The following is a 23,438-nucleotide window of genomic DNA, read 5'->3' as shown; positions in this document are numbered from 1 at the left end:
ATATTACATAATATACCAAATGGGCAGGCTACCTCTTAGAGGAGATCCACTTTTTGGCAAACGGAGTCAAACTGTTGTTCAGAATATTCCGACTACTAGTATGGATCGGTTTTATGCAACGCTAGTGTACATAAATATAACACAAATACTCATTGGGGTTAATTCAAAGTTGTCGAGTAACACTGTCTAACACCGTTTTCCTGCTCGTCCTAATTCGGATGCTGAGGCATATCTTAGCGGGAATGTAATAAGGTTCTTGTCATCGACCCATGACAAGAACCTTATTACATAACTAAAAAAAGCCGCAATTTACGCGACTTTTAATGTAACAATGATGTTGACTTCCGACAGGATATTCCCCTTTTTGTTGTCGGAATGACAAGAACCTAACTCCTCCCCATGTATCAATTCTCGTGTAATTATACTGATGGGGCTTTAGTATCTTTAAACAAAGCATTGCGTATGACTAATTCCACGGGTGAATATTCCGCCTGATTTTCCCGATGCAATTTCATCCTCCTGGTTAGTTGGTTCCTGCGGTTACCCAAGAATCTGGGAGTACCCAAAGTGTTAACCGAAGCAGCATGGAGTACAAAGGGATGACAAAGTACGATGTCTCCGGCATTCCCGGTCGGTTCAATTACCCGTAGCTGAAAACCGTTGGGATCTTCATATGTTTGATTCATAAATTTCTGAATACGGTTAGTCCCGGGATCTTTCTCAGTAAGACCGACCAGCTCCCTTAACCACGGGTCAGATTCAATCACCTTCTTGTTGGCCTCACGGTGATGCAGTCCATCCGGGTTTTCGTGCAGCACCTTTGCCACAATGTTATGCGAGCCTTCTACAAGGAGAGTCCCTCCGCACTGTGGCCCGGCGATGTCTGAAAATAAGCATAATACCAATAATCCTTGTTCCAGGCTATCAACATAATGAGTGAAAAAATCGCCGTCGTAATGCCATCCGGTAGTAGGCACATCCCAAGGGACGTCGGAGTACACGCTAACTGCCATCGTTCCAAAACGGGCATTGGGGACTCCTGTATTGATGCAGCGCCCACGACCCACCAGATCTTCAATAGCGTCAAACAAAAGCTCTGTGTTGCAAACCATGAATTCCGGCCGATCGTAAAATTTCTGTGTTTCTTGTATATTCGTCAAATGGATTCGCGGCTTTTTCCAGGTACTTCTGTCATGCTTATCCATTCCGAATTGTTGTTTAAAGTAGTTCCAAACCACATCTTGCGCTGCAAGAGCATTTTCACGGGGAAACGCTTGTTCCAGTTTCACCCAGCCCTTCTCAATAAAATGCTGAACTTGAGCGTCTGTTAATACTTTGTTCTCCATTGAAAAAACCACCTTTTGGAATAGTCAATTATTAAGCTATCATCCTTTTACGCCGCCTAAAGTCAATCCTTTAACAAAATATTTTTGCAGGAATGGATAAACCATAATAATCGGAACACTTGCAACGATCGTCATTGTGGCGCGAATTGAAGTAGGTGTTACAAATGTGGAGCCTTCTTGACCGCTCTGAGCTGCGAAAACGTCCGCCTCCGACCTTTGCGTCATGCCGGCATTGGAATTTTGCAAAATTTTCATCAGTTCATATTGCAGTGTACTTAATTTTATATTGGATGAATTGTATAAAAATACGTCAAACCAAGAATTCCATTGCGTAACAGCGACAAATAAAGAAACCGTTGCCAAAACCGGTAAACAAAGGGGAAGTACGATTTTTATAAAAGTCGTAAAATCTCCCGCTCCATCGATTCGCGAAGATTCCATAATCCCTTCAGGAAGTCCTGCGATAAAAGAACGTATAATGATGAGATTGAATACGCCGATCATCCCCGGAAAGATGTAAACCCAAAAGCTGTTGGTCAAATGAAGTTCTTTAATTAGCAAATAGTTAGGAATAAGTCCCCCATTGAAATACATGGTCAGCACGAAGGCAATCGTTATAAACTTGCGCAGTACATATTCCGGACGGCTAATGGTATAAGCCACCATTGCGGAACAGAATACGCAAATCACTGTACCGATGACCGTACGAATGATAGAAATCAACGTAGCATGGAAAATTGTATTCTGTTTGAACACATATACATAGCTATTGAAATTGAAATCCCGCGGCAATAAATAAATGCCACCCTTGATTGAATCATTCGCATCGTTGAGCGAAACTGCCAATGTATTTATAAACGGGTATAGTGTAATGAGTACAAGAAAGACCATGAATGTATAATTGCTATAATCAAAAATACGATCGCCTATCCCCATATACCGAGCATTACGTTTTCCTGTCATTCATACCTTTCCTCCCTTAAAACAAACGTTCCTGCCCCATACGCTTTGCAATATGATTAGCAGCAAATAAGAAAATAAAACTGACTACTGTTTTGAAGATACCGGCCGCAGTCGCGAATGAAAACCTCCCCATCGAAATCCCGTACTTAAGTAGGAAAATATCCAAATTCTCCGAAAAATCCGCGGTCAAACCATTACCCAGCAAGTACTGGGGTTCAAATCCCGACTCAAGAATGTGACCGAGATTCATGATAAGCAATATAATGATCACTGGCTTTAAACCTGGAAGCGTAATATGTATAATGCGCCTCCAACGACTCGCCCCATCCATCTCCGCCGCCTCGTAAAGGGCCGGATCAATCATCGTCATGGCGGCTAAATAGATAATGGTATTCCAACCGACGTTTTTCCATACTTCAGAGATGCCAATAATTCCCCAGAAGTAATTCCCGTTAGCTAACCACAATATCGGTTCATTAATTAAATGCAGCTTGAGCATCACGATATTGATAATTCCGCCATCCGTAGATAAGGTGTTGGAAATAATACTTGCGGCAACAACCCATGAGATGAAATGCGGCAGGTAACTTATCGTTTGAACCATTTTCTTGAACCACATTTTTCTCAATTCGTTCAATAGGATAGCAAGCGCAATCGCCGTAACGAATCCTAGGACCAGGTTTATCGTACTCATTGCGATCGTATTCCTCATAACCCGATAAAACGCTTCATCCATGAATAATGACTTGAAATTGTCGAGACCAACCCACTTTTGGTCTAAAATATCTTTAGCAGGCTTGAATTCCTGAAAAGCGATGGTCCATCCCCAGATGGGAAGGTACTTGAAGATAAACAACCAGATGAGAAACGGTACTGACATCGCCACTAGCACTTTTTGCTCCATAAGGCGCTTCCATAAAGATTTCTTACCAACGATTTTTCGTAATGGTTCATTTAATGTACTGACCGATAGGTGTGTTTGTTCCTCCAATGTAGTTCACTCCTTTTGCCGCCGAATCCCTCTATTACCGGTATAGGAGGCAAACCGGTCATCATTCTCAAGTTGGACTGGTCTGCAATCTCTAACGTTCTCACTAGATAAGCGTTTATTGCTGCCACTTATTGTTGATACGTTCGTTTACAATCCTGGTAATAGATTCTTCGTGAATTTTCCAATCCAGTTTGTTAAATTCATTCATATATTCATTCCATAAAGTTTCGAATTGTTCCGGCGAAGCAGCTAAAATCATTTTCGGGTAATTTTTTTTCTGCACATCCGCTCTCTTCTGCATGAATATTTGTTCCTTTGATCCTTGTTCCCAACTTACACTCCACATCGGGAACCATGGACGCTCATCAGGCTTAGAAAACAAATCGCTGAAGACTGACGCACCGTACGCTTTAAGAATTGCCTTGTCTCCTTCGGTATATTTTTTCGAAACAACCTCTGGCTGGTCTCCAGGCGACCAAGCATTTCCGTCACTCAATACGCCGCCACCGCCCGGCCAACCGTAATTATAGTACCAAAGTCCGAATTTTTGCTGAAATTCCTGTTCCGAAGTTTTTTGTATCTGCTCATCCGTTCTGTAGAAACGCCCTTTATCGTCTACTTCATATGTCTCGCCTTTAACGCCCCAATAGGAAAGAATCTGGTTTTCTTCTCTACTAAGAGCGTCGAAATATTCAATGATTCTTACAGGATCTTTAGCGCTGACAGAGATCCCGATCCCCCGGTTGTTTACGAATGCCGGCGGTTCGACATATTGATCTTTGACTTCTTTATCAAACACGATCGGCAAAGGCATATACCGTTTATCATCGTCGCCCGCTTGCTTCAAATTATCGTGGGCCGGAGCCGCTTCCCAAGCATAATCGAAATATCCAAGAACACGGCCTGAAGTAAGCTTAGCTAAATATTGGTCATAGTTGGCAACAAGAGATTCTTTATCAAATAAACCCTGGTTGTTGATTTCATTTAGTTTCTTTAACCAACGTTTCGTAAAATCCGTAGGACCAACGTTCTTTGCCTGATGGGTCTTCATGTCTATGAGACTTTGGGCTTCATTTGGATAACCGGCCATATGTACTGCCGGGTTGGCTAGCGCATGGAATCTCCAGTCGTAGGTCAAGGTTTCGAATCCGATTAAATCCTCGTTCTGATGCTTTTCTTTGTATTTCTTTATCAAATCGAAGTATTCATCCATTGTCTTAATTTTCGGGTAACCGAATTCTTTAAGTACTCGCCTTTGCATCCAGAAAGCGCCTGCGGTAATATCAGGACTTGGAATGAAACCTTGAGTAGCACTGAACGGTATGAAGTAAATATTCCCATCTTTCGCTTTCATTCTTTCCCAGTAACGAGCGTATAGCTTTTTTAGATTTGGAGCGTGTTTATCGAGCAATTCGTTTAGCGGGATAAATCCGTCGGCATTTTTGACTTTATCAATGGCAACATCTGGAACAATCACGTCGGGATAATCACCACTTGCATTCATTACACCGATCTTCATGTTGATGTCGCCGACAATATGTTCCATTTTGAAATTGACGCCTGTTTGCTCCTCCAGCTTCTTACCAATAATCGTTTCATTAGTATTCACATCTTTCCCCGGACGCTGAGCCATGAAAAAAGTGAAAGTAACCGGGTCTTTGACCTTCTTAATTCCTGTGTCAGTATCCTTTCCTACCGGGCTCGGCGAACTCAATTCGGAATCGGAACATCCTGCGGGGGCAATTGCTAGTCCAATGGCTAAACATCCGTATAGAAGCTTTTTACCTGACATATCTTCTTCCCCTTTCCATTTGTAACCGTTTTATTGTAAGCCCTTTCATTATAAAAAAAAGGGATAGCCTTGGTAACCCCCTAAACTTTAGATTATCCATAGAAAATTTTTAATTTTTAATTTGAATGGGGATACAGCTTGTCTTCCCTTACCCTTATTTCCGGCATGGTATTGAGATCCGGACAGCCGTGCCAGTACCAGCGATGCTCTCGATAGTAAACTGAAAGTTATCTCCATAATAAAGTTTGAGACGGATGAACACATTTTTTATACCGATGCTCTCTCCTATATCCTCGTCTTGCAAATGGGAAAGGATGCCGTTCAACTTATCCTGCGGGATGCCGATTCCGTTATCTCTAAGTAGAAAAGTTAGCATTTCATTCGAATGATGAATATGAAGTTCAACCAGACCTTTCCCTTGGATGGATTCAAGTCCGTGAATGCTTGCATTCTCAACAAAGGGCAGAAAGCACATCTTTGGTATTTTGTACCGGTACGCTTCTTGTTCAACATGAATGTCGAAAGCGAGCTTATCGCCAAACCTGTACTTCTGGATTTCCAGAAAGCACATGATCAGATCCATTTCTTCTTCGATAGTCACCCAATCCTTCCCCCACGTCAGCGACTTCCGAAATATTTTAGCCATGTTTTTGATAATCTTGGCTGTCTCGGTTTCATTCTTGATCAAGCTTCGCATTCGAATCGTTTCCAGAGCATTAAACAAGAAGTGCGGGTTGATCTGACTTTGCAAGGCGTTCAGCTGGGCCTGTTTCCTTTGTAATTCCAAGTTCTGCTTTTGAATCCCGGCTACATACACATCCTCGATCAACAGCTTGATTTTCATGGTCATTCGATTGAATTCTTCGGTTAGCTGTCCGACTTCATCATTATGTCTGTTGCTCACGATGAGCTCGAAATTTTGATTCTTCACCTTTTTCATATGCTTTAGCAGCGTAATTAACCGGGTGTGAAGCGATCTGGAAATAAGCAGGATAAGCAGCGTCGGCGCAAGAAAATTGGCTAAAGTCAAATAAAGAAAAAATTCCCTTGACTTATTTATCTCTTCTATCACTGACGTTTCCGGAAACACGCCTACGATCTTCCAATCATTCAAGTAGGTAATATTCCGATAATCCCTTTCGATTATTATGGAATGCTGAGGTACTTTAAGTTTGTTAAATTGCACGGACTCGACAGACCAGTTAACAGAAGGATCCGTGGTGAATATTATTTCCCCTTTGTCACTTAGTAAATATACATTTCCATTCATCGTACTCTGTTTGAAAATAGATGTGAAGGCATCCAACTGCATATCGATCTTCAAAATTTTTAGCTGCAAGTTCATATCAGGGAAAGCGTTCAGTGTACGGATAAGACTTAACGTATCTCGTTCACGGTCCGATTCCTTCGTCCGGATAAGCATAGGAAAGGAGTTACTTTGAGCCATTGTCCTCTCAAACCAGTTGGAATTCTTGTCTAGATCAGAGATTCGGTTAATACCACCGGAATAGATAATGGTCGGATTGTCCGTATAAATAGAAATATTTTGAATTTCTTTTTCGCAATTGGCGATGCTGTTCTATACTTTCAAATATAAACTGCAAAAATAGACGTTTTAATTCAGCCGGCGGGAAAGGTTTACTATCCCAATTCGTGATGGCATCGAACGTTTGCAAACTATGCTCACTACCTTCCTCCTGTTTGATCAGTTCAACAATTCCCAATATACATCGACTGATCGAAGCATGAATGACCTGCGGAACCATCCGCTTTTTCTGAAATTCAACAAACATCTGATTGACAACGCTTTCAGCACCGCCGGAATCACAATCTTCCACATACTCCTTAAGGGAAGAGTAAAGCTTGTTGTCCAGGTCGGTATATTGCATAGATATATCTTTTACTTTGTGATAAAAAATGACGTTGCTGTCTTGCACCAAAAACTTGTATTTCATAACTTCAACGGCCGTCTCATACGAATGCTTTAATGATTGAATCCCCTTAACAAGGTTTCCAATGTAAATGGAGACGGGAGCGCCCAACAATCGGAACAGATGACGATGTAACGAATCGATGAAAAGTCCTAGTTGATGCTCGTCATGCTGCAAGTCGTTGATAGATAGCACAAGCCCATACTTGCCAAGTTGAAGTTCGATAACCGGCACGCCCCGGTTCGGACCCAAAATGTACGATAGTGCTTCGGCAACCCTTCTTTTCCTCTCATCGTAAGGGGATGCAGTACAGTTCCAAAACACCTCCACAATTAAAAAAAAGTACTCTCCTGCTTGATCCGTGTACCAATCATATGGGTAGTCTGCAACCATTGATTCATTGAGGCTTCCTGTAATCAGTCGTTCAAGAGCGGTCTCGGAAAAGATCTTGCGGGTAATCGCAAGACTGCTCTGCTGAACTTCGGCTTCCTTTAATTGAATGGATAATTTCTCTAACGTCGACTCCAGTTCGTCCTCATCAACCGGTTTTAAGATAAAATCGTATACCCCATAACGGACAGCTTGCTGTGCAAACTTAAAATCATTGAACCCTGTCAATATTATGAATTTTGGTAAAATTTCACTAGAGGAAGAGACGACGTTCTTGATCAAATCCAATCCGTCAAGCACGGGCATCTTGATATCCGTAATAACCAGATCCGGACTTTGCGAGCATATTAAATCAAAGGCTTGTTCACCGTTTTCAGCTTCATCGCAAATCTCAAACCCATATTTATTCCATTCGACCAAAGTCCTTAAACCTTTCCGTATATAAATCTCGTCATCTACTAATAAGACCTTGTACACGGGCCGCCCCCCCTTCATTAACAATTAATGGATATACAACCTTTTTTTATATTATGAACAGAACAACGTATATTACCATGAAATAGTTTTCTTACAATACGAAGCCAAATATTTTGAATTTTGTTCCAGTCATCTCCGATGAATTTAATGTTTCTACTCCTTGAGAAATTTTGAATTATTTCTACCTTAGAGAAATAACCAAATCTTGTAAAGTAAAAGTATGAATTAACCTAATTCCCGCCTAACTCGGGGCAACAAACTTGGTGGACATACGAAATGAATTTCAATGTAATCGAAAAAATCAAATGGCAGCCGTTTTAATACCGGCACACCGGTCGATGCTGATTGCTTTTCATGTGGAACAATTTTTCGTCACGATGGCGGAATTGACGGAGGACTCATTAGAGGAGTTGCAATATAAGATCACGGAGAGCATGGAAGCATGTACGCCTATACGGATTCGGTTATTAGCAGACCATTCATTTGTCTAGCTGCGTGGCGTTATCCTTCGGCTAGATCCGGTCGATAAATTCCTCTTGTTTTCACATGAGCAAGAACTGTCAATTCCATATCCCAAATCGTTTAACAATGAAATCCCAACCATATCGATAGTTAAAATGCCCCCGTTTAGGGGCGTTCTATTTCACTGCCGCTCGTAACATATTTACGATTTTTCATATTGTATATACCGCGGCAAAGGGCAAAAAGAAAACCGTTGACAAATTGAACTGTTTAGGTCGCATATGTAACGTACACCTGATTTTTTCTAATGACGTGTAATTGAGCGATTGTACAAGTACCCCCATCGTTAATAACTAGGTTTGTAGTTTTATCACAGCGTTTAATGTTGTTAACGATTAATGTAAAAAAGAAAATGATACAAAATTAGTGGTGGTAACAATCTCATGGTAGTCTGCGATGAATGTGTAGACAGCATAACTACCTAAAGGAAAAATAGGATACTCAGCTAATGTGGACTTTTAGAAATTGGTAATATTTCTCCTGATCAGGAGTCTTTTCTGAAAAGAAAATGAATTGGGTTCTGTGGCATTGAAAGAACAAATCAAATTGTTTGTATTTATTTTTCAAAAAAAATCCCTAGCGTTGCATAAATCCGATTCATACTAGTAGTCGGAATATTCCAAACAACAGTTTGACTCCGTTTGCCAAAAAGTTGATCTCCTCTAAGAGTAGTCTGCCCATTTGGTATATTATGTTATATTTATCGGGTCGAGATAGATGAAAGACTTAGCTCTGTATGCTTCGTCTTCCTGCCGATGAACGAAGGGGCTTGTAATGAATGCGAGCCAACCAGTCCGCTGCGGATTTCCACAACAAAATTTTGAGCCAGCGATATAGACCCAACAGGCTACTCTTCATCCAACTTAAAAAAGGTTTCTATTGCTCAGAGTTCGCGATAGACCTGCCCAATTTCATCCGCGCTCAGATCGAATCGATTGGTTAGAATGGCCACGGGGTTCCCTTCGGAATCCACGCTGTGTATATGACGCAATAGGTTCTCCATTCACTTCTACGGTGTTCCGACAATGACCATGTCACCGTGAGCACACCGCTATCCGCGGCAGCGCGAAGGTTTCAATAGGGCGAATCATTGCCGGGTTAAGAAAGCCTCGCTTGAATGGGTCCGAAATTCACCGAACCCCCTAGGGGGTTTTCCATTACCCTTAAAGATTTATAATATTACCCTAAAATGCAAGTTCAAAAGAACGAAGTGGCTTACTTTAATTATGATCGCTCTGGCTCAAAAAGATATTGATAAAAATAACTGGTACACCAGATATAATAATCTTCATCCATCATTTTAGCTGCAAGCGGAACTTGCTTAACTTTTGAATACATATCCATTTGCTTTCTGATGCGATACATATGCTCCATGTGAGTCTGCTGCAATCAACTTTGAAGGCCTGGAGACCAGCTACTCCATTTCCAAAAAAAACCTGCCAGCCACGGAACTTCTCTTATCCAATTATGCTGCAACTGCTTACTCCTATATTAATTCCAAGTAAGGGAGTTGTTCCAAGCATTAATTGTGAGTAGGCAGTATTATTTGCTATTTATAATAGAGGTTCAGATGGTGACCTTCACCTTCCCGATCCTGTTAGTCAAGCTATAAATAAAACAGTTTCACAATTTGATCAATCCAAATGGGATTGGTTTTTTAGAAAATCCAAAGATAAAGAGGTTAAACCCGAGCAAGAACTAAAACAAATGACTGCTAAACCCAACTCGCCAAGACTATTTGCAATACATTTTGTAATACATTTGGATATTCTTCATTGGCAGTTCCAATACTTGCCCGAAACTGCATAATCTTGTGCTCTGCAATCGGTCCGACAATAAAGGTTCCCCTTTTAATACGTGAAGTTTTGTGAAAAAGAAAAGAAGCGGGATCCCCCAGCTTCTTTTTATTATTGTTTGTAAAAATTGAGAAGGGAATCGATGAAATTACTCCTGATTAGTTGTGTTAATCGCGTTTACGTAGCATGTGTACATATTCAGGATATTCTTGATGAATAAGAAGTCTCATCGCCTCATTGATAAGGCGATATTTCCCTCCCCACTCATCACTAACAATAAGGTCAATAATCTTAACAATTTCATTTTCAATCATATAAGCTTGTGAATTGTGTGTGTCCTGAATGCGTTCACGTTTATGTTTTCTTGGCTTGTAGGACACTACGATTGGTTCTTGTGTTGGAGAAGGCTGATCGTTCGATAACACATTACCTTTAGTTTCAGGTATAGTGCTGTTACTTATATAGCTCTGATCCCCACTATTTTGAGGTACTTCACTTAAATTTTGGGGAGTTATTGACTTAGTATCAATGGGAGTACCTTCACTTGGTTTTTGTCCCCCCGCTCCAACCATCTGCTGTTCAACCTGATTATCAATATTTTTAGGATTTACAAGTATATCTAAGGGATTATCACGTTTTCTCAATTCTTTTTTGTCCATTTCTTCCTGGAACTTCGACAATCTTCATCAACTCCTCCAGAACTGGCTTATATTGTTTCATTATTTGTTTCATTTCAGGATTTGTGGTAATCCCGTATGCGGGAAGCCTCCCTACTACTGCCGTCCTTTGAATAATAGTCTTAAAACACAGATCACCAAACTCTTTTTCTACTCGTTCGCAAAAATATTTATTATCACTACGACGATTATCGATCATCGTTCTTAATATACCAGCTATTTTCAAATTAGGGTTGGTATTTTCTCTTACGTGCTCTAAACTTTCAAAAAAACTAATAAGAGAAGAATAACAAAATTTGCTTGTTTCAAACATGGCAATCACGAAATCAGCTGCTGTTAGGGAATTATACATCAATTCTCCTAATGCTGGTGGGCAGTCGATTATTATATAATCGTATTGATCAATAACATGTGATAACGCGATTTTCAAAAGATGAGTTGTATCTCCAGTCTTAGGAAAATACTGGAGGTATATATAACTTGCAAGAGTGTTTACCAGTTGATCGCCCGTTAATAGATCCAGATTATCTGTTAACTTTCTTATATGCGGTGCTGCATCTAGGTCCTTAATGGCATGATATACAGTATTTTCATTTATTTCGTATAGGTCTTCTATTCCTGTAAGAAGCTGACTTAAATTCCCCTGACCGTCCATATCCACTGCTAAGGTCTTATATTTTTGACTTAACATATGTGACAAAATTCCTGCTGTCGTTGATTTACCTGATCCACCTTTTTGGATTGCAACTGCTATGGTTATTGCCAATGAGTTATTACCTCCCACTATAAAGTAATGTTTTCGCCTGTTTTCTCACTTATTCTTAGATTTTCAACTTTGACACCTTGGAGGTGGAGGACTGTTGGTGTAGAACCATATTTTTCACAAGAGACGGTGGTAGGAACAGGGCACATCCACCCTTGGCCTCCCATGTCCAGCCGCTCTGAATACTTCCCGTTTCGTATGAGGCTGCGATTACCTTAGCATCCTTGTAGTCGTTCTTCGTTTGGCGGGTTGTCCTCGAGCTCTTTACTTTTGTTGACATGGTGCGGATTCACGATGACAACCTTGATGTCTTGCTCCTCTAGAAAGGCTGCTCTGCTAATGGAAACCAGTAGTGCCCGGTGGGCTCAATACCAAAAACAATATCTGTTTTCTCATGCTGCTGCAGATCTTTTATCCATGCCGCTAGCTTCATTAATCCGTCTCGATCATTGTGAAAACTCAATCTTTGCCGAGCTCACTACCACGAAAATCCACAGCCCGAGCCATGGATTTTCGCTCCAACAACTAATGTACCTTGTGTAATTTGCGTAATACTTTGATTCTGCTTCTGTTTCATTTTATACTTCAGCTGTGTGCCTCTTTTCGTATGTGGGTTTGTTCTTCCTGGAACGATTCCCAGTATACTAGAGACGCATTTTTCTTTCAAAGCTTAAATTAATTCATTACAGGAATAACTCCTACCTATTATAATCCTTATCACAATTGTAAGGGAATTCAAGGTAGTAAGTCAATTTAATTATGGAACCACTTTTAATTATTATTGTACATACACATGTACTTGTATTATCACATGTTAATTTACATGTAATATTGCACTTGAATTTTATTGTTATTTACACATAGCTTTAAATCCAGACCTGTTGATTAACCCAATTATGTAACACATATAACCAAGATCGTTGTGTGTTTGAACCCATAGCTTAATGTTCACAACATACAGCTGGTAGCCTATTAAGAACAATCGTGAAAAGTATATTCAGATACTGTTTAATCCAACGAAAAAAAACTTAATCTACCAACGAGCTTTGTACATCTTTGCAATTTGTTCGGCGGTGTACAGTTAGAATAGTAGACACAGATTATACTAGATTCAATAACATGAACGAGGGAGCATGTGTCTATGAAAAAGAGAGATCATGATGAAACGTACAAGAAGCAGACGGTTCACTATATAAAGGAGAGTGGAAAATCAGTAGCTGAGGGCGGGAATTAAAGATCAACGCCAACACCCTATATGGCTGTTGAAAAAGTACAGTGGTGAGCCTGAAATCGTTGCTGTGCAAGCGTTGAAGTCAGAGGACCAGCGGCTCAAGGAACTCCAGAAGCAGATTCGGGATCTCCAGGAGGAGAACGAGATATTAAAAGAGTCGATGCACTTCTTCGCAAAAGACCGTCGGTAAGACGGTAAGACGTGATAGACTTTTTCATGAGGTCGCCTCTTTCAAATCAACTTCTGTGGTGGAATTGATTTTACCGAAAGAGCGTCCTTTTTTCAATTTTTAGCTTCCTGATTTTGGTTAATCAACAGGCGTGTACATTCGGATGTTTTTAGCGTATCAGGGCGTAATCTATTACAACGAATGGTCGAACAAGGATATGTCGATGCCGATGATGTGGATGATTGCGTCAGAGGAACCATTAAGAATAAAAAAGCACAAGTTACTGACTCGCTGTTCGGTACGATGACTGCCCATCAAATTAGACTCATAAAAGATTGCTGGGAGCATATAGAGTATCTGGAAAAGTCCGTGGCTCGATTGGAAGAAGAGATCCACGCTCATTTGCAGCCATACCGTCAAGAGTACGAGCTTTTGCAAACGGTTCCGGGAATTAGTGAAATAACCGCAGCAGCATTGATCGCCGAAATTGGCATCGATATGAATCCATTTCCGACAGCAGATCATCTCGCATCTTGGGCTGGAGTTGCACCAGGAAATCACGAAAGTGCGGGCAAAAAAAAAGTGCAAAAAGCGTAAAGGGAAACACGCATGCAAAAGTAGCATTAAGCGAAGCGTCTTGGGCAATCGATCGCTCACGAAATACCGAACTTGCAACGAAGTTTTGGAAAATTGCATCGCGGCGAGGTAAAAAGAACGCTTGTATCGCCATCGCACGAAAGATACTCGTCATTTGTTACCACATGCTAAAAAATAAACAGGCATATATAGAGGCGGAACACAACCAGTCGTCTAAACAGTCCAATCTAACATTATGACCAACTTATTAAGTCCTTAAACATGGCTCTTTAAAACCAGTGGACTCGGGCATCCTATTGCCATTTTTCATGAACCCTGCAACTTCTTACAAGACGAAACCCAACATGAGTGCTTTTTGATTTTCATAGAAAACTAAATAGGTATCGTTCATCTTTATCCATCGAAAATAATAACTAACGGTCTGTTGTAATAAATAAAATGAGGACTTGCATCATATTCATTGAGTACCGTTGGGTCCACATACGGATTCTTACCTACATTGAATAAGGAGAAAATACTACGAACTTTTCTATTCTCAAAAAAGAGTTCATCATTGATGAGGTCAATTTCAAGTTTTTGTGAATCGGTATGGATGATAATTTTTTTTGATAATGTAGACAATGAAACTTTTCGTCCAGGCGGCTCGAAAAGATGAATATTAAACCAGACCTGTTGATTAACCACTAAATGGTAGAAAAAGAGCCGCCAACTCGGTAAAATGTTTGTACCCCTACAAACAATCGAAAGGTGGCGACTCCATGAAAAAGTCTACCACGATTTTATCCATCCTTCAATCCGTTATAACTCCGGAGGAAGTCAAATCCGTCGTTCAAATTGCTGGTTACGAAGACAAGGCTCGCAAGTTTACCGTGTACCAGTTGCTTCAATATTGGTGCATGGCTGCATTCGAGGAGTGGGATAGTTATCGTTCAGGCGTTGATCATGCGGCTTCCATTGGATTGCCGCAGGTGCATTACTCCAGCTTTTCTGGGAAAGCTGCGGATGTTCCTTTTTCGGTATTTAAAGCGTTATTTCATTTACTTGTAAGCAAATGCAATCGAAGAACATGCCGAAAACTGGCGTTTCCTAAAGAACTGCTCCTCATTGACTCTACAACTGTAACGGTTGGTAAAACCCGTTTACCTTGGGCACCGTATCATGGCGAACGAGCTGGTATTAAGCTACATGTGGCATTACAGGCTGAAAATGCTCTACCGCTGAAAGTCATCCAAACCGTCGGTTCTAAACATGACGGTCCAGTGAGCGAGGGATTGAGCCATGCCGACTACATCCTAGTTATGGATCGTGCCTACGGAAAGCTCGAACGCTTGGATCGTTACAAAGAGGACGGACAGTCGTTCGTCATTCGGCTACGAGACAATGTGCATCTTGAAAAGCCGCGTGCATTACGTCGTCAAAAATATCCAAGTTCCTCCGTTGTTCGTGATATTACTTGCCAGCTTGGCACGTCACAATGTCGATCCGAAAAACGCCATCGCGTGGTGATCTTCCAAGACTTTGAAGGCCGAGAAATCCGAGTCGTTACGGACATGATGCAAGTCACCGCCGAACAAATTGCACAGATGTACAAAGCTCGTTGGCAGATTGAGGTTTTTTTCCGATGGATTAAACAGCATCTGAATATTCCCACTTTGTTTGGTACAACTGAAAATGCTGTGTACGGTCAATTGTTTGCGGCTTTAATGGTCTACGTTTTGCTAAAATGGCTGTTTGACGCTTCAAACGCAACAATCCCTCGGCATACGAAGCTCTCTTTTGTCCAATTTTCGCGATTGCTTGTTCTTAATAGGCTACCAGCTGTATGGATTGTGAACATTCAGCTATGGGTTCAAACACACAACGGTCTTGGGGTTATTTGTGTTACATAATTTGGTTAATCAACAGGTCTGATATTAAACATATGATTTGCCGATTTTTTGTTTTATAAATAGTTTTTCAATCTTACCTTTAGTTGCGGTAGCTTGTCCTTCGTTTTCATAGAAAGCAAATGAGAACCCTTTTCCAATTCCTTCAAAATGAAGGATTTTAGTAGAATCGACAGCGTTAAATTCGTAATTCGGGTTCTTATTGATCCTTTCAGCAATGTTATGAGGGATTTTAATGGATTTATAGTCAGACACTACTTTCCCTAAAATAGGTGGAGTAATGTCTGTAAACATATATCCTTGCTCAAGTTTTTCGATCTCAAAACATTCTTTGGAAGTGGTTTCAATATAAAATTTCGGGTAATGATTAAGTTCTGTTTTGGTTATCATGATATAGCTTCATCCACTATTAGATTTTTGAAAATCAGGTACCCCTTACTGCCAAGCTATTTTTTCTACTTCCAATTGTAACTCCGCGCGGTTGCATGGACATAAATCATTGTTGTATCCAGGCTATCGTGCCCCATAATTTGTGCGAGCCTATGCAATGGGGTGTTTTCTGCCATCATATACCCGAATCGATGCCGCAGATCATGAGCGCTTAAACCCTCGAGTTTTGCCATTTTCATATACTTCTGTATAAAATGTCGCAATCCGCGCTCACTTAATCGTTCGCCCGTCTTCTCCGATGGAAACAAAATCGGAATGTCAGTTTGCAACAAAGGCATATATTTTTCTAGTGCAGCTCTAACGGTAGAATCCAAAGGAACCTCTCGCTGTTTGTTACGCTTACCTGATCGAACAGTAAGCTGTCCGCTACGTTTACCCAGTGTAATATCCTCAGGAGTCAAGTCACACACTTCCATCGTTCGTAATCCGGTATGAAGCATGAGATAAAGAATAGTCTGATCCCGGAGAGAACCCTTGTGTTCTGCTGCAGCGATTAACGCTGCTTCTTCCTTGTCGGTCATCTGCCTTGGACTTGTTTTTTCTTCCGGAACCAATTTGACTGGTTTCGAGGGATTGCGGCGAATGAGTCCTTCCGAGTTTGCCCATTCAAAAAAACGTTTCAGTGTGATGAGACGGCGATTGATTGTAGATGGCTTCAACCCCATTGTTTTTTGCATAACTTCTCGGTACCGCGTCAATGTCGGAGTACCCACATCCTCGATCCGAAATATAAGTTTTTCTTTCTGGTGCTCCGCGTTTTCAAACCAGCCAATAAACTGTTTTAAATCACCGGCATATTCGCGTAACGTTTTTGGGTTTAAATCTTCTTGTGTCGTGAGGACATGAATGAAAGCATGAATATGGTGTTCACCTTGATCTGAAATTCCCATTGTATGGCTCATCGTTCTAGACCCTCCAAACTGTTGACTTACATTAGCGGTCATGATAATCTTATCTTAATTGAAACATTAGCGGACATCAAGGTTTAGTTTTAGATATATCTTACGACCGCTAATATGATTTAGCGGTCGTCACAAAATAAGGAGGTTTGATCCATATGGTAGTAAAGAAAGAGGATATTCATCATTTGGTTGATCGCCTTCCGGAATTCGACCAGAAGACTGCATTCGACTTTTTGCAGTATCTAATCGATCGCTCCGGTCATAAGCCTAATGGTTGGGCAGAAATCGATAATAGAGAACCGGACGATGAACCATTAAGTGAAAAAGAACTTCGCCAGCTCAATACCAATTCGGGGTACGTGACTGGGGAGGATGCCAAGCGTGAGTTCGGATTACAAGTTGATTTACCATAAAGATGCGTTGAAGTTTATAGCGAAGCAAGAAAAAGTAGTACAAGAACGAATTGCAAATGGGTTAAAGTCCCTTTTGGTAATTCCTCCAGAGGGTGACATTAAACCGATGAAAGGATATTCTGGCCTATATCGCTTACGCATTGGATCATTACGTATTCTCTTTGAGATCAACCACATAGAAAATCTCGTCTACATACGTGCAATCGATTCACGCGGAAGTATTTATAAGTGAAAGCAAGAAATAGTGAGGTCATATAGAATACGTAAAATAGTAAAAGTAAAGGAATTTGTTAACAAAGACTTAAAGTTGTCAGCCCATATCACAATGTCTGATGAAAAAGTATATTCAGTCAACTTTGCGAAAAATGGAGAAGTATACAATTTTATCTATGCTAGTTGTACGACTCCGAATCAGTTTGGAGTCGACCTCGAATTTACACAAATCGAAATAAAAATGATTCAAGAATATATAAACGAATTTCAAAAGAATAACATATAAGCATAGCAGCCGCTCAAAGTGGCTGCTTTTTAAATTCTGTACATCTGCATAAAATATAAAACTTTGTACATATGTACTCCTGGAATTGAGCTAAACGGGCAGCAATGTTAAAGAACGTATAACTCCTCCTGGTTGTAAAAAGTAATGCTGCTACATGCGCTTATACATATAAATGTACTTGTAATTGCATATTCACATGTTAAAATACATGCAAAAAATTGGTGGTTGATTGCCAACATATTCGGCAAAGCGCTTCTATCAGTTACATTACTACATAAATATTTTACATGTACTTATACAAATTTATTTACTTATAAAATTACATGTATTTTATTGACGCTTGATCACATACCATATGCGATCATAAGTTACGGTTCGCGGGCGCCAGCCCTGTAGGTCGTTCTTTAGTTATTCAAGATCAGCCAGATTAGGTTCTCGACTATGTCAGCGGGCCGGCTTTGGGGATAACAAAACCATTCCCCTTTGCAGTTCATTTATACAATTAGTTATAATTAAACATGCATTTATACATGTAAAAATGCATGTTTAATTACTTGCAGAATTACATGTTGTGATTAATTGATAGATGATTACCAACCATATTCACCGAGAACATCAGTTGAATTGCTACATGCGATTATATATACACGCCTGTTGTTTAACCAGATACTGGATTTTCGCGATTCAACAAATAAGAGTGCTTCTCCAACACTTGAATAGAGGCTCTGAGCCTTCAAGCTGTAACTGGTTTTGCTGAACTTGTTCAGTGAAACGGATGAACGGTATGGTTTTGCAAGAAATAACGAATGTTTTTGAGAAATCATATAACCATCTCAAGACCACATAGGTCATCAGCGCAGCAAACAGCTGGTTAAATACGGCATTCCTCGTGGTACCAAACAGAACCGGTACATTCAGATTTTGTTTGATCCATCGAAAGAAAACTTCAATGCCCAACGTGACTTATAACATGCCAGCAATTTGTTCGGCTGAAAGATTGGACTTCTGTCAAGATAGTAGACACAGATTTTATGCTCACACAGCCAGATCCTGAAACATATGTTCATAATCGGAAGGTGTGTTGTACCCAATCGAAGAATGGATACGTTGGTTGTTGTAAAACACTTCGATGTACTCAAAGATGCTCTTCTTCGCTTCTTCCCGTGTTTCGTACTTATGAAGGTAAATCCATTCCTTCTTCAGGACACTATGAAAGGACTCGATGCAAGCATTGTCATAGCAGTTCCCCTTACGACTCATGCTGCCCACCATGCCATAGAGCTGGAGTTGTTTCTGGTAATCCAAGGAGGCGTACTGGCTTCCACGATCCGAATGGTGCAGTAACCGCTGGCCAGGGTGTTGGCGTCCATAGGCTTGTTTTAATGCCTGTAGAACCAACTCCTTGGTCATTCGTTCACTCATGTGCCAGCCCACGATCTTACGGGAGAACAGGTCCATAACGCTCGCCAAATAGAGCCAGCCTTCATTTGTGGATACATAGGTAATGTCCGTCACCCACTTCTCATTAGGCTTGCTTGCCGTAAACTCACGGTTCAGTACATTCTCTTGAACGGGCAGCGAGTGCTTGGAGTTGGTTGTCGCTTTGTATTTTTTCACCGTTTTGGAACGGATCCCATTGGCTTTCATAATCCGGGTCACTGTACGCTCAGAGATCGAGATGCCATTCTTCTTTAATTGCTGGGTGACCTTGGGGCTTCCGTAAATCTGCATGGATCGTTCATACACTTCCTTGACTTGCCCTGTCCATTCTTTGTGCTGGCGCTCACGGTTACTCTCGGGGCGCCCTAACCACTTGTAATAGCCGCTAAACGTTCATAATGCGGCACATCTTCTCCAGTCGGTATTCGGAGCGGTGTTCATAGATGAACGTGTATTTTACCGACGGTCTTTTGCGAAGAAGTGCATCGCCTTTTTTAAAATTTCGTTCTCCTCCTGGAGATCACGAATCTGCTTCTGGAGTTCCTTGTGTCGCTGGTCTTCCGACTTCAACGCTTGCACAGCTACGATTTCAGGCTCACTACCGTACTTTTTCAACCAGCCATATAAGGTATTCGCGTTAATTTTTAACTCCCGTCCGATTTCAGCTACAGACTTCCCACTCTCCTTTATGTATGGAACGGTCTGCTTCTTGTACGTTTCATCATGATCGATCTTTTTCATAGACACAGGGCTCCCTCATTCAAGTTATTGAATCTAGTATAATCTGTGTCTACTATTCAGTCTAACTGCAGATGCATTAGATTCATTACGACACGTATTTCATTGCCGTGGCTATCGTTGAAAACAACAACGCGATGGCGAAGTTCCGACTGGCACTGGGGTGTGCCCAGATAACAGGTGATATTCATCATGATAGGGGACGTTTCTACTTCTTCACGTTTTAGAGAATAGGGATTCACGAGCGTTACGTTTTCTTTGATTTGGGTTACGAAATACTGTTGGTGTCAGAGGTATTCATCGAAACGCTTGATTTTTCCATAAGCACGGTCATTCACCAGGATGTAATTTTTGTCAGCCAGTTTCGCACCAATCGGACCATCATGAGCGGTACCGATCGTTTCAATCACTTGAACAGGCTGTTCGGTAGCCGCAGCCCAAGCAACATGCAGTTTGATACCTGCACGTTCACCATGGTAAAGCGCCCAAGCCAGGCGCGTTTTGCCTACGGTGATCGTTGTGGAATCGACTAGCAACAGATCTTTAGGGAGATGAAGCCGGCGTTTGGTTTCAAGATTGCATCTCGTAATGAGTAAATGAAATAGGCGCTTGAATAACTCGGAAGGTACATCGCCAGCTTTAAAAGAGAAGGTTGAGTGATTTACAGGCATCAGATTGCATGACACGGCTTTACTGACTCCAGATCGATAGCCACTCCATTGCCCCAAAGCCGCATGCATAAAAAACAATAATAACTGATGCGCAGTAAATTTACGTGCCGTATCTTCATAACCCAACTCTTCTAGAATAGGTTTCACATCTTTTTCCTGAAGAAGGGTTTGAACTAGATTTGTAAACATGGTAGACTTTTTCATGAGGTTGCCTCTTTCTAATCGAGTTCTGTGGTGGAATCGATTTTACAGAAAGAGCAACCTTTTTTCAATTTTTGTATTCCTTATTTTGGTTAATCAACAGGCATGATATATGTACTTATAATTATATATTCACATGATGTAAAAATTGGCGTTTGCATGGTTAAAGATATGAAACAACGGTATCGGGTCGATGGCAAGCTCTTGGGCCTCAAAGAACTGTATGGCACGCAACCTGCCAACAAAGCATCCGAAATCCTGGGATCCGTTACTGTCGAAACGGCATGTGGGTTACCCGTGAAATTAGTATTTGTCCAAAACCGGAACCGCAGGCGGGAATGGCTCGTGGTGCTCAGCACCGACCGGGCGCTGGATGCGGTGGAGATCGTCCGTATTTATGGCATGCGTTGGAGCATAGAAACCTTCTTCAAGTTTACCAAGTCGTATCTCAAGCTGGGTACGGAGTTTCAAGGGCGCTCCTTCGATATGCTCATCAGTCATACGACCGTGGTGTTTAGCCGTTATTTGGTGATGGAATGGGAACGCAGGCAGGAAAACGATGCCAAATCGCTAGGCGGTTTGTTCTTTCTCTTTGCCGATGAAGTTCGAGATTTGGATTTCCAAACCGCCTTGCAACAACTGATGGTGCTTTTTCTGCAAATGGCAGAAGCGAAGACAAAACAAAGAAAGTCCTCTGTTTTTTGTCAACTCCATGAGTGGATTGCAAGTTTACCCAACTACATCAAGGGTTTGATTAAAGAATTAAGCTGCGAAAGTTGAGTTAAATTACATGTAAAAATTGGTGTTTGATTGCCAACATATTTGCCAAGGCGCCTCTATCAGTTACATCACTACATTCATTTAATACATCTACTTATACAAATGTATTTACTTATAAAATTACATGTATGACGCTTGTTCACAAACCATATACGATCATAAGTTACGGTTCGCAGGCGCCAGCCCTGTAGGTCGTTCGTTAGTTATTCAGGATCAGCCAGATTAGGTTCTCGACTATGTCAGCGGGCCGGCTTTGGGGATAACAAAACCTTTCCCCCTTTGCAGTTCATTTATGCAATTAGTTATAATTAAACATGCATTTGCACATGTAAAACTGCATATTTAATTACTTGTTGAATTACATGTTGTGATAATTTGATAGATGATTTCCAACCATATTCGCCGAGAGCATCAGTTGAATTGCTACATGCGATTATATATATGTACTTATATGTTAAATTACATGTAAAATTGGCGTTTGATTGCCAACATATTTGCCAAGGCGCCTCTATCAGTTACATCACTACATTCATTTAATACATGTACTTATACAAATATATTCACTTTTAAAATTACATGTATTATATTGACGCTTGATCACATACCATATGCGATCATAAGTTACGGTTCGCAGGCGCCCCCTGTAGGTCGTTCGTTAGTTATTCAGGATCAGCCAGATTAGGTTTCGACTATGACAGCGGGCCGGCTTTTGGGATAACACAACCTCTCCCTCCCACTGTTGTTCATTTATGAAATTAATTATAATTAAACATGCTTAATCACATGTAAAAGAGCCTATTTTATTACTTGCAAAATTACATGTAGTGATTAATTGATAGATGATTACCAACCCTATTTGCAGAGAACATCAGTTGAATTGCTACATGCGATTATATATATATGTACTTATACTTATAATTGTGAATTCACATGTTAAATTACATGTAAAAATTGGCGTTTGATTGCCAACATATTTGCCAAGGCGCCTCTATCAGTTACATCACTACATTCATTTAATACATGTACTTATACAAATGCATTCACTTATAAAATAACATGTATTTCATTGACGCTTGATCACAAACCAAATGCGATCATAAGTTACGGTTTGCAGGCGCCAGCCCTGTAGGTCGTTCGTTACTAGTTATTCAGGATCACCCAGATTATTAGGTTCTCGACTATGTCAGCGGGCCGGCTTTGGGGATAACAAAACCTTTCCCCCTTTTCAGTTCATTTATGCAATTAGTTATAATTAAACATGCATTTACACATGTAAAACTGCATATTTTATTTTTACATGTTGTGATTAATTGATAGATGATTACCAACCATATTCGACGAGAACATCAGTTGAATTGCTACATGCGATAATATATGTACTTATAATTGTATATTCACATGCTAAATAACATGTAAAAATTGGTGTTTGATTGCCAACATATTTGCCAAGGCGCCTATCAGTTACATCACTACATTCATTTAATACATCTACTTATACAAATGTATTTACTTATAAAATAACATGTATTTCATTGACGCTTGTTCACAAACCATATACGATCATAAGTTACGGTTCGCAAGCGCCAGCCCTGTAGGTCGTTCGTTAGTTATTCAGGATCAGACAGATTAGGTTTTCGACTATGTCAGCGGGCCGGCTTATGGGATAACACAACCTCTCCCCCTTTTCAGTTCATTTATGCAATTAGTTATAATTAAACATGCATTTACACATGTAAAACTGCATATTTAATTACTTGTAGAATTACATGTTGTGATTAATTGATAGATGATTACCAATCATATTCGCCGAGAA

16 protein-coding genes and 4 pseudogenes are annotated in these 23,438 nt (G+C 40.6%); 7 read left to right on the top strand and 13 right to left on the bottom strand.

Annotation, left to right across the window (positions count from 1 at the left end):
• Positions 1-419 precede the first annotated feature (419 nt).
• The 6 genes from G9U52_RS37485 to G9U52_RS37460 form a co-directional block, all read right to left on the bottom strand.
• Positions 420-1,346 (bottom strand): phytanoyl-CoA dioxygenase family protein, encoded by a 927-nt coding sequence (locus G9U52_RS37485; protein WP_166158155.1) that lies wholly within the window; start codon positions 1,344-1,346, stop codon positions 420-422.
• Between the two features lie 39 nt (positions 1,347-1,385).
• A complete protein-coding gene (locus G9U52_RS37480; RefSeq protein ID WP_166158152.1) occupies positions 1,386-2,309 on the bottom strand; it encodes a carbohydrate ABC transporter permease in 924 nt (307 codons plus the stop codon).
• A 16-nt stretch (positions 2,310-2,325) separates the two neighbouring features.
• Positions 2,326-3,213, bottom strand: coding sequence for an ABC transporter permease (locus G9U52_RS37475; RefSeq protein WP_166158158.1), 888 nt, complete (start codon positions 3,211-3,213; stop codon positions 2,326-2,328).
• A 202-nt stretch (positions 3,214-3,415) separates the two neighbouring features.
• Positions 3,416-5,092: an ABC transporter substrate-binding protein gene (locus tag G9U52_RS37470; protein ID WP_166158149.1), complete on the bottom strand. Its 1,677-nt coding sequence runs from the start codon at positions 5,090-5,092 to the stop codon at positions 3,416-3,418.
• A gap of 154 nt (positions 5,093-5,246) precedes the next feature.
• On the bottom strand, positions 5,247-6,539 hold the full coding sequence (locus tag G9U52_RS37465) for a sensor histidine kinase (RefSeq protein ID WP_166158146.1): 1,293 nt from the start codon (positions 6,537-6,539) through the stop codon (positions 5,247-5,249).
• Positions 6,540-6,585: 46 nt separating this feature from the next.
• Entirely contained in the window at positions 6,586-7,890 is a 1,305-nt protein-coding gene (locus G9U52_RS37460; protein WP_166158143.1) for a response regulator, read from the bottom strand.
• 305 nt (positions 7,891-8,195) lie between these two features.
• Between G9U52_RS37460 and G9U52_RS37455 the strand changes: the two genes are divergently transcribed.
• Complete coding sequence (locus G9U52_RS37455; protein WP_207953453.1) at positions 8,196-8,381, top strand: YolD-like family protein; 186 nt, start codon at positions 8,196-8,198, stop codon at positions 8,379-8,381.
• A gap of 1,994 nt (positions 8,382-10,375) precedes the next feature.
• On the opposite strand, the gene G9U52_RS37450 is transcribed toward G9U52_RS37455, so the two are convergent.
• From G9U52_RS37450 to G9U52_RS42155, 3 genes and pseudogenes are all read right to left on the bottom strand, one after another.
• Positions 10,376-10,867: a hypothetical protein gene (locus G9U52_RS37450; protein ID WP_166158137.1), complete on the bottom strand. Its 492-nt coding sequence runs from the start codon at positions 10,865-10,867 to the stop codon at positions 10,376-10,378.
• On the bottom strand, positions 10,839-11,651 hold the full coding sequence (locus G9U52_RS37445; protein ID WP_166158135.1) for a ParA family protein: 813 nt from the start codon (positions 11,649-11,651) through the stop codon (positions 10,839-10,841). Before G9U52_RS37445 ends, G9U52_RS37450 begins: the two co-directional genes overlap by 29 nt.
• 173 nt (positions 11,652-11,824) lie before the next feature.
• A pseudogene (locus G9U52_RS42155) lies at positions 11,825-12,237 on the bottom strand (IS110 family transposase); the annotation flags it as partial.
• Positions 12,238-12,910: 673 nt separating this feature from the next.
• Here G9U52_RS42155 and G9U52_RS39595 point away from each other — a divergent pair.
• From G9U52_RS39595 to G9U52_RS37430, 3 genes are all read left to right on the top strand, one after another.
• The gene (locus G9U52_RS39595) at positions 12,911-13,069 is read left to right on the top strand and encodes a hypothetical protein (protein WP_207953452.1); all 159 of its coding nucleotides are present in this window, start codon (positions 12,911-12,913) and stop codon (positions 13,067-13,069) included.
• Positions 13,070-13,249: 180 nt separating this feature from the next.
• Positions 13,250-13,645: a transposase gene (locus G9U52_RS37435; RefSeq protein WP_166158132.1), complete on the top strand. Its 396-nt coding sequence runs from the start codon at positions 13,250-13,252 to the stop codon at positions 13,643-13,645.
• A 758-nt stretch (positions 13,646-14,403) separates the two neighbouring features.
• Positions 14,404-15,534 carry an IS4 family transposase gene (locus G9U52_RS37430; RefSeq protein ID WP_166158129.1) on the top strand — a complete coding sequence of 377 codons (1,131 nt, stop codon included), beginning with the start codon at positions 14,404-14,406 and terminating at the stop codon, positions 15,532-15,534.
• A 24-nt stretch (positions 15,535-15,558) separates the two neighbouring features.
• Here the strand turns inward: G9U52_RS37430 and G9U52_RS37425 are convergent, their stop codons facing one another.
• Together G9U52_RS37425 and G9U52_RS37420 are read right to left on the bottom strand one after the other, a co-directional pair.
• Entirely contained in the window at positions 15,559-15,921 is a 363-nt protein-coding gene (locus G9U52_RS37425; protein ID WP_166158126.1) for a hypothetical protein, read from the bottom strand.
• A 45-nt stretch (positions 15,922-15,966) separates the two neighbouring features.
• A pseudogene (locus tag G9U52_RS37420) lies at positions 15,967-16,883 on the bottom strand (tyrosine-type recombinase/integrase).
• A gap of 155 nt (positions 16,884-17,038) precedes the next feature.
• Between G9U52_RS37420 and G9U52_RS37415 the strand changes: the two are divergent.
• Positions 17,039-17,296 (top strand): hypothetical protein, encoded by a 258-nt coding sequence (locus tag G9U52_RS37415; RefSeq protein WP_166158120.1) that lies wholly within the window; start codon positions 17,039-17,041, stop codon positions 17,294-17,296.
• Complete coding sequence (locus G9U52_RS37410) at positions 17,265-17,528, top strand: type II toxin-antitoxin system RelE family toxin (RefSeq protein WP_166158117.1); 264 nt, start codon at positions 17,265-17,267, stop codon at positions 17,526-17,528. Before G9U52_RS37415 ends, G9U52_RS37410 begins: the two co-directional genes overlap by 32 nt.
• A gap of 1,302 nt (positions 17,529-18,830) precedes the next feature.
• Here the strand turns inward: G9U52_RS37410 and G9U52_RS37400 are convergent.
• Positions 18,831-19,976 (bottom strand): annotated as a pseudogene (locus G9U52_RS37400) (IS3 family transposase).
• 284 nt (positions 19,977-20,260) lie between these two features.
• A complete protein-coding gene (locus G9U52_RS37390; RefSeq protein WP_166158111.1) occupies positions 20,261-20,848 on the bottom strand; it encodes a transposase in 588 nt (195 codons plus the stop codon).
• Positions 20,849-21,004: 156 nt separating this feature from the next.
• Here G9U52_RS37390 and G9U52_RS37385 point away from each other — a divergent pair.
• Positions 21,005-21,625, top strand: a pseudogene (locus tag G9U52_RS37385) (IS4 family transposase); the annotation flags it as partial.
• Between the last annotated feature and the right edge of the window lie 1,813 nt (positions 21,626-23,438).

Source organism: Paenibacillus agricola (assembly GCF_011440305.1).
Classification (GTDB): domain Bacteria; phylum Bacillota; class Bacilli; order Paenibacillales; family NBRC-103111; genus Paenibacillus_S; species Paenibacillus_S agricola.
The sequence above is the reverse complement of the archived record's forward strand: the minus strand, read 5'-3'. Positions and strand labels throughout refer to the sequence as shown.

Excerpts from the sequence above, each read along its gene's own strand:
- G9U52_RS37485 (WP_166158155.1), bottom strand. The coding sequence starts at position 1,346 with ATGGAGAACAAAGTATTAACAGACGCTCAAGTTCAGCATTTTATTGAG.
- G9U52_RS37480 (WP_166158152.1), bottom strand. The coding sequence starts at position 2,309 with ATGACAGGAAAACGTAATGCTCGGTATATGGGGATAGGCGATCGTATT.
- G9U52_RS37475 (WP_166158158.1), bottom strand. The coding sequence starts at position 3,213 with ATGGAGCAAAAAGTGCTAGTGGCGATGTCAGTACCGTTTCTCATCTGG.
- G9U52_RS37470 (WP_166158149.1), bottom strand. The coding sequence starts at position 5,092 with ATGTCAGGTAAAAAGCTTCTATACGGATGTTTAGCCATTGGACTAGCA.
- G9U52_RS37465 (WP_166158146.1), bottom strand. The coding sequence starts at position 6,539 with ATGGCTCAAAGTAACTCCTTTCCTATGCTTATCCGGACGAAGGAATCG.
- G9U52_RS37455 (WP_207953453.1), top strand. The coding sequence starts at position 8,196 with ATGGCAGCCGTTTTAATACCGGCACACCGGTCGATGCTGATTGCTTTT.
- G9U52_RS37450 (WP_166158137.1), bottom strand. The coding sequence starts at position 10,867 with ATGGACAAAAAAGAATTGAGAAAACGTGATAATCCCTTAGATATACTT.
- G9U52_RS37435 (WP_166158132.1), top strand. The coding sequence starts at position 13,250 with ATGGTCGAACAAGGATATGTCGATGCCGATGATGTGGATGATTGCGTC.
- G9U52_RS37430 (WP_166158129.1), top strand. The coding sequence starts at position 14,404 with ATGAAAAAGTCTACCACGATTTTATCCATCCTTCAATCCGTTATAACT.
- G9U52_RS37425 (WP_166158126.1), bottom strand. The coding sequence starts at position 15,921 with ATGATAACCAAAACAGAACTTAATCATTACCCGAAATTTTATATTGAA.
- G9U52_RS37415 (WP_166158120.1), top strand. The coding sequence starts at position 17,039 with ATGGTAGTAAAGAAAGAGGATATTCATCATTTGGTTGATCGCCTTCCG.
- G9U52_RS37390 (WP_166158111.1), bottom strand. The coding sequence starts at position 20,848 with ATGAAAAAGTCTACCATGTTTACAAATCTAGTTCAAACCCTTCTTCAG.